Source organism: Kosmotoga sp. DU53, assembly GCF_001639905.1.
Lineage (GTDB): Bacteria > Thermotogota > Thermotogae > Petrotogales > Kosmotogaceae > Kosmotoga > Kosmotoga olearia.
This window is the reverse complement of the sequence record NZ_JGCK01000035.1, coordinates 1-15,433: the sequence shown is the minus strand read 5'-3', so window position 1 is coordinate 15,433 and position 15,433 is coordinate 1. Positions and strand designations below refer to the sequence as shown.

Here is a 15,433-nt window from a genome sequence, read left to right as displayed (position 1 = left end):
YCCTTCTCCTTTCAGAGAGGTTCAACACTACTACGGGTTCGTCTGCCATCCTCCTCCGCTTCACCAGTCCTTGGGTCTCCCCTTGTTCCGGCTTACCCATTTTGGGACGAGTGAGGACTTCCCCGGGTAAGACATACAGCTTTCATCCGAATCCTGCCATCCAAACCTGTAGAGTTGGAGCTCGGGCTTACCCATTCTCGGCAAGGTTACCCTCTCTACCGGCCAACACTGGTTCACTTTCGTTCAGTTCCAGATTTTGCCTTAGGCTTCCTTCAGATTCACCGTTACCAGTGACACCCTTGCCCTCAGCTAATGCTTATCTCGCTCCCCGCATTCGGGACTTTCACCCTATAGTTGTATGTCATGCCGGGCACACCGAGACAACCACGTAGTGGTTCGGAACAACTCCACAGGAGTTCGTGTCAACCGCTTGCGGTTCGTGTCGCTTTATTAACTGACAGCGTCCGCAGCCTCAGCCTCGCAAGCGTCAACGTTGTGAGTCTCCGGAACGAAGTTCTGCACGTCAGCAGCATAGCATTCTCTCGGTTCTCGATTCTCGAACACCGGATTTCGGTTCTCCCTCAAATGATATAATCAATGTGTTTTTTCTAATCATCATATATTGCAGGGGGGAGTGTCAATTGAAACTGGATTACAAGAAAACATTCATTCTTGGGCTTGGTTTTTTTGCTATCAGTCTTACCTGGCCACTTTATAACTACTACATCCCGCTTTTCTTGAAAACCTACATCAAGAGTCAGTTCTGGATAAACTCCATCATGACTCTGGACAATATTCTGGCTATTACCCTGATTCCTGTTTTTGGAAGTCTTAGCGATAGGACAAATACCCGATTTGGAAGAAGAATGCCGTACTTGCTCATAGGTATTCCCATCTCAGCCATCCTTTTTGCTCTTTTGCCTCAATACAGTAGTTTTACTTCCCTGATGATTATCCTAATATCCTTTAACCTCGCTATGGCAATTTATAGAGCACCAACAGTTGCCCTTATGCCGGATATAACACCAAGGCCCTTGCGTAGCAAAGCCAATGGAATAATAAACTTCATGGGTGGATTGGCTTCCGTTCTGGTCCTTTCCGTCGGGGCTGTACTGTACGATATAAACAAAAATCTTCCGTTCATTGCTACTGCCATTTTGATGTTCCTTGCTCTGGCTATGCTGTACATCTTTATAAAGGAACCAAAGAACATCACCGTTACCACAAATGAAGAGCAAAAAATTGGCCTGATATCTTCAATAAAAGAGATTTTTGTCAGTAAAGACAAGACAGCTCTATATATACTTTTAGCCATATTCTTCTGGTTTGTTGGCTATCAGGGAGTGGAAGCAACTTTTAGTAATTATAGTGTTCATTTCCTCAAAATAAAAGAAAGTACCGGTTCTATAATCCTCAGCAGTTTTGCAGCAGCTTTCCTCGTCTTTGCCATCCCGAGTGGCTTTATAGCTACAAAGTTCGGAAAGAAAAGAACAATTTTAGTTGGTGTGGCAGGGCTCTTCATTGTTTTTGGACTTCTAGCAATCGTTAGAACAACAACCAGCGTATTCGGGATGCCATATAACGTAGTTATGATGCTCCTTTTTGCGATAGGCGGGTTCTTCTGGGCATGCATAAACATAAACTCTTATCCTATGGTGGTGGAAACAACAACAGAAGAAAAAGTGGGAACATACACCGGCATATATTATTTCTTCTCATCGTTAGCGGCGATACTCGGACCTCTAATATTCGGGTTTTTCGTTGATTTCTTAGGGTTTGGCTCGATGTTTATCACCGCGGCAGTCTCATTTGCAATTGCTTTTATCTTTGTTTTCATGATAAAGTCCGATACGAAAACAAATCGAAGTTGACTTCGTGAGAATGTTATCCGTCAGTAAACCTAAACCCTTTTAACCACCATACTTCATTTGTGACATGAGTTAATCCTTGCTAAATAACTTTGGAAAATCTATTGTATTATGAGATAATGTTACCGGTAACATGAGGAGGGTGGATGGTGAAAACGGTTCAACCAACAATCGAAATGGTTGCCAAAGCCGCGGGAGTTTCAAAGATGACTGTATCCCGGGCAATAAACCACCCTGAAAAGGTTAACCCCGAAACATTAAACCTGATCATGGAAACCATGAAAAAACTTAATTACCGCCCGAGATTTGTGGCAAGAGTGCTTGCAGGGGGGAAATCCAGAACAATTGGTTTTCTCGTAAAATCAAATGAAGACTTCATCATCTCACCGTTTTATGGAGAATGTATAAGAGCAGCTGTCGAATGGCTCAAGACTCAGAACTACCGTAGTGTTATTTTCAATCTGCTTGACTCTCAAGGTAAATCCCTCTTTGTGGACTATATGAACTCCGGACTTCTTGATGGTCTCATCGTTTTCGAGGGCATTTACGAACGTGAACTACTGGAAACGCTAAAGATAAATTCCATACCTTCCATCCTCGTTGGAGAGAATCTCATGAAAGAGTACGATTTCGTCACGGTATCTTCAGACAATTACGGTGGAGCAAATAAAGCCGTTGAACATCTAATAAAAACTGGCTGTTCGAGAATAGTCTATGTAACCGGCATGGGGGAAAAACCTTCATACCTCCACAGGAAAAAGGCTTATATAGATACCCTCAAAAAATACAAAATAAGCTATTGCAAGATAGTCGAGACTCCAGTGAGTATAAATGGTGGAAAAAAAGCGGTAGAAAAACTTCTCAAAGAAGGCGAAGACTTTGATGGGCTGTTCTGCTTTTCAGATTTAATAGCTATTGGTGCGCTAAGAGCGCTCTACGAAAACCGGGTAAAAGTCCCGAGTGAGGTAAAAGTAGTTGGGTTCGACAATATACGCCTTTCGAGAGATTTTGTACCTTCTTTAACTACTGTTGCGCAGAATATGCACCTTATGGGAGAACTCGCATCAAATATGCTCTTAAGAATTCTATCAGGAAAAAAGGCAAAACAGAAAAATATACTTCTATCCACAGAACTCATCGTTCGGGAAAGCGCTTGAATGTCACGGATGGTGTTTGCCAGTGAGCTTTTCTGTCTGTATTTTTGATATGGATGGAGTAATTGTTGATACTGCTAGGTATCACTTTCTAGCATGGAAAAAGCTTGCTGGAGAGCTGGGCTTTGAACTATCTCCTGAGCTTGGTGAACAGCTCAAAGGAATTGGACGTCTTGAAGCTTTGAATATAGTTTTGAAGTTTGGTAGTATCAAAGCAAATGAAAAAGATAAGCAGAAACTTGCCAAACGTAAAAACAATTATTATTTAGAGTTTATCTCGAAAATAGATGAATCTGAAGTGCTTCCCGGCGTGATCACGTTTTTGAAAACCTTAAGAGAAGCAAAACTGAAAACAGCACTTGCAACAGTAAGCAAGAATGCATCTGTGATAATTGAAAAAACTGGTATAGAAAAACTATTTGATGTCATAGTTGACGGAAATATGATTAAAAATGGAAAACCCGATCCTGAAGTTTTCTTAAAAGCTGCAGAGATGCTGGAAGTATCACCACAAGAGTGCATAGTTTTTGAGGACGCAGTAGCAGGTATTGAGGCCGCTCACAGAGCTGGTATGAAGTGCATAGGAATTGGAAATCCATCTGTCCTCAGTAAAGCGGACTTCGTTATAAGAAATCTCAAAGAGATAAATCTTGGTGTGTTGGAAAAGGTTCCCTCCAAAGGGGCTTTTTAGTTCATACATGAGAGGAGTGAGTGTTGTGAGGAAAGGCTTGTTGTTGGCTTTAGTGCTGGTTGTTCTTGCCGTTGCGGTTCTCGGTGAAGTTACTTTGCAGTATTGGTTCTGGGATCCAAACTTCCGTGACAAAGAACAGGAAATGATTGAAAGATTTGAAGCCACCCATCCTGGAATTAAGATCGAGTTGACCGCTCTTCCCCCATCGAGTTACTGGACAAAGCTTGCTGCTATGGCTGCAGCTAAATCCCTGCCTGATGTCATGGCCATGCATCCAAACTCCGTTGAAGATCTCGCCGATCAGGGGGCTCTAATGGACCTTACCGGTCTCATTTTGAGAGACTTCAACAAGGAAGATTATTTCTGGAGCGTACTCGAATCAAGCTTCAATATACGTGGAAAATATTACGGTGTTCCTTTCGCATGGGTCGGTAGTGTTCTTTACTACAACAAGGATCTCTTCGATAAGTACGGTGTTCCTTATCCAACCGAAGATTGGACATGGGAAGATTTCCTCGAAAGAGCCAAAGCTTTAACCATCGATGAAGATGGTGATGGAAAGATCGATATATGGGGTTACGCTTTCTTCAGCCGTTATGCAGTATTTGATGGCTGGATACTTCAGAATGACGGTGATTACCTTGACAGAGAAAATATGAGATGGGCACCCAACCAGAATGCAAAAGACACCATTAAGTTCCTGGCCGATCTCGTTAATGTTTACAAGGTATCTCCAAAGCCTAAGTATTATGACCTCGACAAGAAAAAGATCAAAATATTGTTTGCGCAGGGTAAGGCAGCTATGATCACAGAGGGAACATGGAATATCAAATTTATGAGAGAAGACATCCCCGCTAATTTCAATTGGGATATTGCCTATATTCCCAGAGGTCCACACTGGAAAGAAAATGTAATGCATGCCTGGGCTGATGGTCTCGCTATTGCTGCCAACTCCAAGCATCCTGAAGAAGCCTGGGAATTCATTAAGTTCCTCATAAAAGAACGTGCAGCTAAAGATTACTATCCCGGTAAAGTCCCGTTCTACAAGGGTGAAGCATATTCTCCTGAATGGGATGAATGGACTACTTTTGGCAAACTCCCTGAACACAAAACACTGATACTCGATTACGGTGAAAATGCCAAGCATTTCTACACGAAATATTGGAAGTTCTGGAGAGGCTATGGAAGTGCCGAAGGAACCGGGCTCAGCGATCTTATAGACTCTCTATTGAACGGAAACATCACTCTCGATTACTTCTTTACCAGAGCCGACAAACAGATCAACAGGATGCTTAAAAAGGCTTACAAGTAAATTCGTGCTTTTACCCCTGTTTTGGCAAGCCCCTGAGGGGGTTTGCCTTATTTTTAACGTGTTGGGAGGGAGAAGATGAAATACAAGTGGTACGTACCTTACCTGTTCATCCTACTGGCCCTCATCGGCCTTTTTGTTTTCAGGCTGGGTCCCATCACTATGGCCATAGGTATGTCTTTTACTGATTGGAGTCCTTTCGGATCACCGGAATGGATCGGCTTGGAGAATTTCATCGATCTGTTCACATCTCCCAGCTTCTGGAGAATATTTGGGAATACTCTGCTTTTCAGCGCTATATTTGTCCCGAGCATACTCGTGTTCTCGCTGCTATTGGCTGTTCTGTTGAATCAGGGTTTGAAGGGAACGACTGTGTTCAGGGTGATGTACTTTGCACCTGTAATAACCTCTACCGTCGCAATAGCCATTGTATGGCAGTGGATATTCAGTACTGACATAGGATTTCTAAATTTTGTTTTAAGGTCATTAGGTGTTGATGACCCTCCCTCCTGGTTGTCCGATGGCAGATACACTCTCTTTGTTGTCGCCTTCGTCTACGCCTGGAAGAGGGTTGGTTACTATATGATCATCTACCTTGCGGGACTTCAGGATATACCCAGAACTCTTATAGAAGCCTCAAGAATCGATGGCGCGAGTAAATTCAAGGTTTTCAGATATATCACTCTTCCACTGATTACCCCAACGATGTTTTTTGTTTTGATAATGTCGACAATTGATTCTTTCAAGAGTTTTGAAATCGTCTATACAATGACTAAAGGTGGACCAGGCTTTTCGTCTACAACGCTGTCTTATTACGTTTTCCAAAACGCCTTTGAGTTATTCCAAATGGGTTACGCATCAAGTGTAGCCACAGTGCTACTCGTAATAGTTGGAACGATAACTTACATCAACTTCAAATACAGATCCCGCTGGGTCAAATATCAGTATTGAGGTGGTCACATGGTAGGGAACGTATTAAGAAAGATATTTCTTTATATATTGTTGATAACTATCGCTATTGTGATGATTTTTCCATTTTACTGGATGGTTATTACATCGTTACAACCTTTGAGCGCTGTTTATAAATACCCACCAGAGTTCTTCCCCAGCCAACCAACATTCGACAATTACAAGACCATATTCTCAAGGTTCAATTTCTTGAAATTCACCTTAAACAGTTTATTTGTCGCAACAACGGCAGCTTTAGGACAGTTGTTTACCTGTTCAATTGCAGGGTTTGCCTTTGCGAGAATGAAATTCAAAGGAAAGGAATTATTCTTCGGTCTTATTCTAGCGACAATGATGGTTCCCGTTGAGGTCGTTATTATACCTGAATTTCTTTTAATGAAGTCTTTTGGTTGGATAGATACCTATCTGCCGCTGATTGTTCCATCTTTCCTTGTTGGTTCTACAGGTATATTTTTAATGAGAAGTTTCTACGAAAATGTACCAATGGAACTGGAGGAAGCCGCCGTAATCGACGGTGCAAGCCCCTTCAGGGTTTACTGGAACGTATTCCTCCCTCTCGCAAGGACACCACTCTCAGCATTGTTCATAATTTCGTTCCTGATAAATTGGAATGACCTCTTGAGACCTCTCGTATACTTGAATACAAGGGAAAAGTTCACCCTTCCTCTCGCTCTGGCAAGTTTCCAGGGTGAATACTCAGCTCAATGGAATTATCTTCTAGCAGGAGCAGTTGTTTCGGTTATACCGATACTCATAGTGTACCTCTTGATGCAAAAACAGTTCATCGAAGGAATAACCTCTACGGGATTAAAGGGTTAGGTGGAAAAGATGAAGGTGTTGCTATTACACTCAGTGCCCCTTGAAGGCTCTGGAAGCGGCACATATACTGAAAACCTCGCTTGCGAACTGTCTGTTCGGGGCCATAAGGTAACCGTATTATATCCGGGACCAATGGTTACCAAAAAACCTTTCTATACACGAAACATAGAAATATCCCCGGTGCCGGTGTTCACAAATCATCCTACTGTACGTTCTGTAAGTTTTGCAGAACTCAGTAATGAGAAAGTTTCCAAAATCATACACCTGTACATCAATGAACTTTTGAACCTTATAGCTGAAGAACGACCTGATCTGATACATGTACAACACGCAGGTCCATGGATTTTTCCCGCAAGCCTTGTTGCCTCAGTATTCAAGATCCCTGTCGTAGTCACGTTACACGGAACAGGGATCTATCTTTGCCAGAGAGATCCAAGAATGCGCTCTCTCGTGCAAGCAGGACTTCAATGTGTTAATGATGTGATCTCCGTCAGCACTTCTCCTCTTGACGGTTTTAAGGAGATGTTTGGAAGTTCCTGGAAAAGTTATATCATCCCAGGTGGTGTTGATATTGAGAAGTTCTCGCTTCCTTCAATGCGTAAAAAAGATTTCGACGAGAAATACAACCTCAAAGGAAAGAAAATCGTGTTATTCGTTGGAAGACTTGTAAAGGAAAAAGGTGTTCAAGTTCTTATCCAGGCTGCTAAAAAACATCTTGGAAAAGATGTTGTGGTGGTTATAAGTGGAAACGGAAACTATGAAAACACCTTAAAAAAAATGGCTTCTGACAGTGAAAACATTCGCTTTCTGCCGTATCTGGGAAAGAAGATCATCGATTTCTACATCCACAGTGACGTGGTTTGTGTACCCTCGGTCTGGCCAGAAGCCCTCGGACTTGTAATACTCGAAGCAATGGCTGCAAAGACCCCGGTAGTCGCTTCTAATATTGGCGGCATTCCTTCTGTTATAAGAAACGGAGAAAACGGGATACTTGTTAACCCCAACAACCCTGAAGAACTCGCGAACGCTATAAATGACATATTGTCTGATTATAAAAAAGCTGAAATACTCGCACTAGAAGGTAGAAAAACCGTTGAGAAAAGCTTCTCCTGGGAAGCCATCACAAACCAGATAGAAGAAATCTATGAAAGGACGTTGAGCAATCTTGCCTGAAAACAGGGTTTCCGCAGAAGATTTTCCGGAAGGTTTTTTATGGGGAGTTGCTTCCTCTTCTTACCAGATAGAAGGAGCAGATCTCGAGGACGGAAAGGGACCCTCTATCTGGACTGAATATACTAAATATAAGGACAACATAGTTGACGGCGAAAGTGGTATGATTGCCTGTGACCATTATCACAGGTACACAGAGGATATTTTTTTGATGCAAGATTTAGGAGCTAACGCTTATCGGTTTTCCGTTTCCTGGCCAAGAATATTTCCAGACGGCTATGGAAAACCAAATCCTTTCGGCCTGGATTTTTACGATCGACTTATTGACAATCTGCTTGAAGCCGGCATAACTCCCTTCCTCACCCTTTATCATTACGATCTTCCGTTGAAACTTCAACAAGAGCACCGTGGATGGGAATCAAGAGAGACAATATCCTATTTCTTAGAATACGCTCATTTTCTCTTCAAAAAGTTTGGAGACCGCGTAAAGTACTGGATAACGTTGAATCAACCTCTAAGAATCTCTCATCGGAGTTACATCGATGGGAAGGCAGCCCCAGGAAAGGGAAAGTCTCCAAAAGACTCCTTTCAGGTTGCTCATCACCTGCTCTTAGCTCATGCTGGTGCAACAAAAATAATGAAGCAGGAGATACCAGATGGAAAAATTGGCATCTCTAATTCATCGATATACGTGGAACCAATAGAAGATACTCCTGAACATAAAAGAGCAGCACTGTTGCTTGATCAATTCTATAACGACTGGTTTTATCTACCACCCGTAAGCGGAAAATACCCTGAAGAACTCATGCTGGAACTCAAAAAACGTGGTTGGGCACCAGAGATGGAACCGGATGATATGGACAACATCGTTGCAGAGCAGGATTTCTGGGGAATTAATTACTATACCAGAGCACTTGCAATCCAATCAAATAATTCTCTTCTCGGCTTTGCTCAGGCATCTCCCAAATTTCCTGCAACCAGACGGGGAGCTGAGATCTATCCATGTGGACTCTTTCTCGTACTCAAGAAAATTCACAAAAACTTCGACAGCAAACAAATTTACATAACGGAGAATGGTATGGACCTCGACTCTCCTGTTGCTTCAGGAAAGCTCGAGGATACAGAGAGAATTATTTTTCTGAAAGAACACATTGTTCAGCTCAAAAAAGCCGTTGACTCTGGAATACCCATCAAGGGTTATTTTGTGTGGTCGTTGCTCGATAATTTCGAATGGACAAGTGGTTATACGCTGAAATTTGGATTGGTGTATGTGGATAGAAACAATGGACTCAAAAGAATCCCCAAGGCCAGTTATTATTTTTACCGTGATTTTATCGCCGGAAAAATTTCATTATAAACAAATTAGTGAGTCTGGGAGGTGCAGTTTTTGAAAGCCTGTGTCGTTATACCGACCTACTGGGGGCCTATAGATGGCAGCGAAGAAATTATCTTCGATCACCCAACACCTTTAGGAACTGCTGGAACCCTCGCAAGGCTTCTTGACAATCTTAGCGAGTTTGAAGAAATAAGATGCGGGAGCATTCCCGTCAGGGTTGTAGGCGTGGCAAATAAAAAATGCCTGAGAAAAGAAGTGGAAGAGTATCTCCGCGATTATATCAAACCGTTTGAAGAAAGAATGGATATTAAACTATGCTCGTACAGCTGGCTTGAAAAACTTAAGCAAAGCAATAGTCTTTCAGATGAAATAGACCAATTGATAGAACCGGTCGGATACGCCCAGATCCGAAACATCTGTCTTCTGGCAGCTATCGATACAGGCGCCGAAGCCGGAATATTCCTTGACGATGATGAGATCCTGATAGATGAAGATTACTTTGACATAGCCCTGGAAGGGTTACTTGAAAGAGGCCCAGACAATGGTGTCATCTACGGAAAAGCAGGATATTACGTACAAAATAGGCCCAGTTTCTCAAGATTCTGGGAACTCAAGTGGTGGCCTAAAGATAAAACATTCAATGAAACCTTCAACCGCCTGATGACATCCGATTATCGTTTTTCTCCTACCATGGTTGCGCTTGGAGGTAACATGGTCATGACGCGTGAGCTTATGCTCAACGTGTGTTTCGATCCGGAGATACACCGTGGCGAAGATATGGATTACGTCTTGAACGCGAGAATGCTTGGATACCGTTTCTACTTCGACAAAAAACTGAGGATCAAGCACCTGCCTCCCGATAAAAAAACACCTGATTGGAAAAAGGCACGCAAGGATATACTAAGATTTTTGTACCTAAGAGAAAAATACAAAGATCATCTTAAGGAAACACGCGTACAAAAGGTCGCTTTCCAGGAACTTGAACCCTATCCGGGAGTGTTCATGAAAGAGGATCTTGACGACAGAATTCTTGAACACAGCAGGATGATGGCTTTAAGATACCTCGCTGAGGGTGATAAGGAGGCATTTGCTGAATGTATGAAAAACGCTGCCGTTCCATATACCCACAGCGCCGGCGAAAAATCAACCATCACCCAATATCTTGAAAGACTCCAGTTATGGCACTTCATAAAATATGAGAACGAATAACTTTTGACTCAAAAAATATTACTATTCTTCCCTCATGTATTAAAGCATGTGAGGGTTTGTTCAACATAGTATCGCAACTATAACCAATAAATAAGAAAAATTAGTCAAGGGTTATAAGTTCTGACAATACCTTTCTATATTTTTCAAGCTTTTCGGACGAAAGGTCATCTTTCATTTTATATATTTCTTTGAAAACAGCCACCAACTCATTTTCATCGGCTAATGACATGGTGATCGCTGTCTCAATTGCATATATAAGATCACTAAAGGCGCGCCCGGAATCGGTTACGGGGGTTGAAATTATCTCTTTCACCAGTTGTACGTTTGCTTTTTTGAGAAGTTTTTCTTCGTCCTCAAATAATTTCTGTAAAACATTTAGATCTTCCTCATCGATTCTCCAGCCACAGCTTCCGAGATTTTCCTCAAGATGTTCAATTTTCGACGGGCCGATCAGGGCGGTCATCACTTCTTTGTGAGAAAGAACCCAGTTTATTCCCATCTGAACCGAGCTTTTTCCATACTTTTCCCCCATTTTCTCAAGCTGCTTCTGTATTCTCAAAGCTGACTTAAAGCGTTCTCTCTGGAAAAGAGGATCGAAGTTCCTTATATCACCTTTTGAAAATGTAGTATTCTCAGTGATTTTACCGGTCAAGATTCCACGTCCGGTTACACTGAAAGCTATTATGTAAGGTCTTTCCTCAGTGCAAAGTGGCAGTATTTCTGTCAAAGCGTCCCGAGCTACTGCACTCAGTTCCGCCATTATCGTGAAGACATTGCCTTTATCGAGATATGTGAGAACCCTTTCTTTCGGTAGGTGACCGATACCGTAATGCCTGATCTTACCTTCTTTTACCAGATCTTCCAGAGCCCGGAGCGTTTCTTCCACCGGAGTGGAAGGATCGTCAAAATGAATCTGGTAGATATCTATATAATCTGTTTTAAGGCGTTTTAAGCTCTCCTCACGCTTCTTTAACTCTTTCGTACGATAGATTTGCCTTCAACCCTTTCTTTATTCCTATCTTAGTAGAAATTATGACATTCTTTCTGACCGGTTGAAGGACTTCACCCAGAAGCTCTTCAGCTTCATCACCATATGTATCTGCAGTATCAAAGAAGTTTACCCCAAGTTCGAGCGCTCTCTTCAACATCACCCTGAAAGTGTCCGGATCTTTTCTTCCATATACTCCACTCAGCGCATAGCACCCTACTCCTATACGCGAAACTGTAAGATCCCCTGCTGTTGTGTATTCCACTGCAACCACCTCTTAACCAAAAAACATCTAAGTATTTCGTGTTCAGAATATCATCTTTTCACTGAATTTTTCAACCAATGCACTCGTAAGGTTGACAAAGAAACCATAAATATATATAATCTATATATCGATTCGATATACAGAGAGGTGGTTACGTTGCTTGATTATGTGATTCTAGGATTTTTGAGAATAATGCCCATGACCGGTTATCAGCTGAAGAAGAATATCGATGTATCCACAAGCAATTTCTGGACGGCAAGTTTTGGAGGGCTTTATCCGGCTCTGGCAAGGCTGGAAAAGAAGAATTGGGTAAAAATTAAGGAATCCAAAGGAAAAAAGATCTACAGTATAACAGAACAAGGCAGGAACACACTGGATAGCTGGATAAAACAACCATATAAAAAGCAGATCTGGAAAGATGAATTCATGTTAAAGATGTTCTTTGCCACGGATACTGAACTCCCGGGATTGCTTTCTCAAATATACAAAAGACTTGGAGAGGTTGAAAGCAAACTGGGCGAACTCAACAAAATCACCGACAAAATCACAATGTCAAAGGGACAGAATTTTTGTTTTGAGCTCGGACGTTCCCTGCTCGAAACGGAACGAAGAGCCCTATTCGAATTCTTGAAAGAACTGGGGGAATAAGATGAGATTAGTAATGGTTTTTCTACTTCTGGTTTTATACCATGTTTTGATAAGACTACTCGGAAAGCTTATAACCAGGAAAACCAGACTTCAGGATTTTCAGAAATTGTTGTTTTTAACGCCTTTCAGCATAGCTATCACCTCTTTGTTTATATACATCACCGGACTCAGCCTGAAAGAAGCCGGTTTGACGCTTGGGAACCCTGAGAAAGGATTCTTGATGGTACTCGTACTGGGATTACCGATCGCTGTTATTTCAGCTATAAGCATCTTTTTCATTTCTGAAAGTGAAATAAGAAAACTCAGATACGGACGACCCCGAACAATGGTCTCCCAGCTTTTATACGTATGGATTTTCGTAGGGATTGTTGAAGAACTGCTTTACAGAGGGTTCCTGCAAGTTAACCTTCAGAAGGTCATCTCCGGAGATTTTTTGACTATTAGCTACGCTACAATTATTTCAAGTATCATCTTTGTAGTTATACACATCGGCAATATTTTTCTCGGGGGCGAAACGTTACGGCAATTCATAGCAATGCTACCGGGAAGACTCGTTGTCGCACTGGTGCTAGGATACACTTTCCAGATTTCGGAAAGTTTGCTGTATCCGATAATAATCCACAATCTCATAGATGGACTCAATATGAGCTTTCTCATCTACCGAAAGAAAAAAATATTCACCAATGACTTAACTTCAAGTGGTATGAACAGTTAGATAGTACATTCTCCTATATGTTCCCATCCCCTAAATGGGATGGGAATTTCAGCAAATGCTTTTTAATAACCCTATGAAGAAACTCAGAGTTTCGATCTCAGTTCCTCAAATATTTTTTCGGGTTTGGAGACGCCGTAGATACAGTTCTTGGGATTCGCCACGAATTCTTTCTCGGTCGAAATACCACCCATGAATCCACCAACACTTACCTTCGAACCAACATCCGCCGTTACGCCTCCAAGAACCCCTTTATCTCCTGAACCTATCCCGGATGATGACACAGGAATGATATGCCCCACTCCAATTAACCTTTCCAGAAAAGACCTCTTCAGGAGAACGTTGGTCACATGATTCAACAAAACCATATGCTTGTTCGCATTGAAAAGTCCATACTTTATCTCGATGGAATTTTCGGTGATAGTGTATTTGAACGTCATCCGGTAAAAATCAATTATTGCAAGCGCAACTATTCCGATAATAAGAAACAGCAGAATAGGAGCATTATCGATCCACAGACGGTGATCCGGGTACTTTTCGCCCAGAAGTAATGAAATTATCCAACCAACCAGATTCAGTATTGCTGGCCAGAAAAACCAAAGGAAGGTCCTTCTCTTAAATGCCAGAATGATTCCTGGAATTATGGTGAGGAGTAGCCACAATCCAAACAATCCCAGATATGTTGTGAGCCATCCGAAATTCAACAACATTCCCAGCCTGCTACCTTCGGGGTTGTGGAGATTTCCAAAAACCAGCATAAGTACTCCTATGATGACATAGTACAGATAAATTGTATATCGAACGAAAAAGGCCCTTCTTGTGGGCTTTAAAGTAATTTCCTCCATACTCATTCCCCTCTCTCATTTGTTCCACCAAGGTTTTCTATTTTTTCTAATAGTTCCTTTTCAAACTCCTCTACATTATTCAACCTAACCTCTCTAACCTCACCGTCTTTCAAAAACAGAAGCTTCGCACATTCCGGTGCAAGAAGTTCTTTCAGCATGTAAAGATAAAATTTCATCTGGAATTCGTACTTTGGGAAACTCTTCTGGCTGAATTCTGCAAACTTGAAATCCAGAATCCTCCAGTTTCCGTTGACACGATACAATTTATCCACAATCCCCAAAAGTACGTAACGATCGAATTTCTTCTGGAACTGAACCTCACTCATAGCCTCATCGCTGGTTTCTATCTCTTTTATCAAAGGATGGTCGATAAGTTTATAAAGGATTTTTCTGACAATCTCATAATCTTCTTCCAAAAATCTTATCCTGTCCACAGATGCAGGTATTCCACCGGAAAGAAGTGATTCTAAGGTCGTCACTCTTCCGGTTCTTCCACGGATACCAACAGCTTCAAGGACGCTATGCGTAAGGGTCCCAAGCTCTCTTGGCTTTCTTATAAGAATATCTCCCGGCTCGCTTTCTGAGATTTCTATAGTGAAATCCTCCGCAAGCAATGATGGTGAAATATATTTTATATAAGACCTGTCATCTACGGATTTTATGAATTCGATATCAGGCCATTGAATTATAAACGATTCTTTTTCTTCAATACTCTCAGGTTCTTCTCTTACCGCTTCTCCAGGTTCAACAATTTCCACAAGGTCCTCCATATCTTCGCATAATTGGTTTTCACCAGTAATCAACGTTCCCTGAAGCATTTGAGACCACGGACGATCTGAAGTGGCTTTCTTCCCATTCAAGCTTACCACAAGCATTTCCCTGGCTCTGGAAAAGGCAACATAAAGGGTTCTTTTTTCCTCTTCCAGATTCTTTTCCTTCTCTTCCAGATGCAACTGCGATTCAATGGTATCACTTTCTTTCTTTGGTTGCTCTCTGGAAACAATATACCCGTCTTCACCGGTTAATATGTAAGGGGAACCATCACTTTTCCCTTTCCAGAATGTATCTGCAACAATCACAACAGGAAACTCCAGACCTTTTGATTTATGGACTGTCAGGAGTTTAACGCTGTCAGATTCTTCCGTTTCAAGGGTTGCTTCCGTCTCTTCACTCGAGTCTATAAACGCCTTTATATTTGACGAGAGTTCCCTGAGGCTTGTTCCAAGACGATCGAGTTCTTTTGCTATTTCAAGCATCTTTTTAACATTGTTTATCGCCCTTTCCCCTCTTTTCATGCTGGCAAGTTTTGGAAGATATTCCGTCTCATCTACAAATTTCTGTAAAACACTACTCGGTGAAAGAACATGCTTTAATTCAGAATATTTGATGAACAATTCTCGTAACGGTTTGAAACGTTCATCTGTGGTTTTTAGAATAGCGTCTGATATGT

General features: G+C 41.8%; 13 protein-coding genes and 1 pseudogene. 11 read left to right on the top strand and 3 right to left on the bottom strand.

The features are described 5' to 3' along the window. Positions 1-641 precede the first annotated feature (641 nt). The 9 genes from DU53_RS05445 to DU53_RS05405 all read left to right on the top strand — a co-directional run bounded on the left by DU53_RS05445 (position 642) and on the right by DU53_RS05405 (position 10,525). Complete coding sequence (locus DU53_RS05445) at positions 642-1,871, top strand: MFS transporter (protein ID WP_015868408.1); 1,230 nt, start codon at positions 642-644, stop codon at positions 1,869-1,871. A gap of 146 nt (positions 1,872-2,017) precedes the next feature. Continuing rightward, positions 2,018-3,025, top strand: coding sequence for a LacI family DNA-binding transcriptional regulator (locus DU53_RS05440; RefSeq protein WP_041288670.1), 1,008 nt, complete (start codon positions 2,018-2,020; stop codon positions 3,023-3,025). 22 nt (positions 3,026-3,047) lie between these two features. Further along, positions 3,048-3,713 carry a beta-phosphoglucomutase gene (gene pgmB / locus DU53_RS05435; RefSeq protein ID WP_015868406.1) on the top strand — a complete coding sequence of 222 codons (666 nt, stop codon included), beginning with the start codon at positions 3,048-3,050 and terminating at the stop codon, positions 3,711-3,713. Between the two features lie 25 nt (positions 3,714-3,738). Next, a complete protein-coding gene (locus DU53_RS05430; RefSeq protein ID WP_015868405.1) occupies positions 3,739-5,025 on the top strand; it encodes a sugar ABC transporter substrate-binding protein in 1,287 nt (428 codons plus the stop codon). A gap of 75 nt (positions 5,026-5,100) precedes the next feature. Further along, entirely contained in the window at positions 5,101-5,973 is an 873-nt protein-coding gene (locus DU53_RS05425) for a carbohydrate ABC transporter permease (RefSeq protein ID WP_015868404.1), read from the top strand. Positions 5,974-5,982: 9 nt separating this feature from the next. Then, positions 5,983-6,810, top strand: a complete 828-nt coding sequence (locus tag DU53_RS05420) for a carbohydrate ABC transporter permease (RefSeq protein WP_015868403.1) — start codon at positions 5,983-5,985, stop codon at positions 6,808-6,810. Between the two features lie 9 nt (positions 6,811-6,819). Further along, positions 6,820-7,983 (top strand): glycosyltransferase family 4 protein, encoded by a 1,164-nt coding sequence (locus DU53_RS05415; protein ID WP_015868402.1) that lies wholly within the window; start codon positions 6,820-6,822, stop codon positions 7,981-7,983. Beyond that, positions 7,976-9,337, top strand: a complete 1,362-nt coding sequence (locus tag DU53_RS05410) for a GH1 family beta-glucosidase (RefSeq protein ID WP_015868401.1) — start codon at positions 7,976-7,978, stop codon at positions 9,335-9,337. Before DU53_RS05415 ends, DU53_RS05410 begins: the two co-directional genes overlap by 8 nt. 30 nt (positions 9,338-9,367) lie before the next feature. After that, positions 9,368-10,525 carry a glycosyltransferase gene (locus DU53_RS05405; protein WP_015868400.1) on the top strand — a complete coding sequence of 386 codons (1,158 nt, stop codon included), beginning with the start codon at positions 9,368-9,370 and terminating at the stop codon, positions 10,523-10,525. A 100-nt stretch (positions 10,526-10,625) separates the two neighbouring features. Here the strand turns inward: DU53_RS05405 and DU53_RS05400 are convergent. Further along, positions 10,626-11,778 (bottom strand): annotated as a pseudogene (locus DU53_RS05400) (aldo/keto reductase). Between the two features lie 156 nt (positions 11,779-11,934). On the opposite strand from DU53_RS05400, the gene DU53_RS05395 reads away from it, so the two are divergent. Beyond that, positions 11,935-12,426 carry a helix-turn-helix transcriptional regulator gene (locus DU53_RS05395; protein ID WP_063727891.1) on the top strand — a complete coding sequence of 164 codons (492 nt, stop codon included), beginning with the start codon at positions 11,935-11,937 and terminating at the stop codon, positions 12,424-12,426. Position 12,427: 1 nt separating this feature from the next. Further along, a complete protein-coding gene (locus tag DU53_RS05390) occupies positions 12,428-13,141 on the top strand; it encodes a CPBP family intramembrane glutamic endopeptidase (protein WP_082853835.1) in 714 nt (237 codons plus the stop codon). Positions 13,142-13,224: 83 nt separating this feature from the next. Here DU53_RS05390 and DU53_RS05385 read toward each other — a convergent pair whose 3' ends face one another. Both DU53_RS05385 and DU53_RS05380 read right to left on the bottom strand, forming a co-directional pair. Beyond that, positions 13,225-13,983 carry a PH domain-containing protein gene (locus DU53_RS05385; RefSeq protein ID WP_015868397.1) on the bottom strand — a complete coding sequence of 253 codons (759 nt, stop codon included), beginning with the start codon at positions 13,981-13,983 and terminating at the stop codon, positions 13,225-13,227. 2 nt (positions 13,984-13,985) lie between these two features. Beyond that, positions 13,986-15,433: 3'-5' exonuclease (locus tag DU53_RS05380; protein ID WP_201030001.1), on the bottom strand; the 1,448-nt coding region annotated here is incomplete at its 5' end.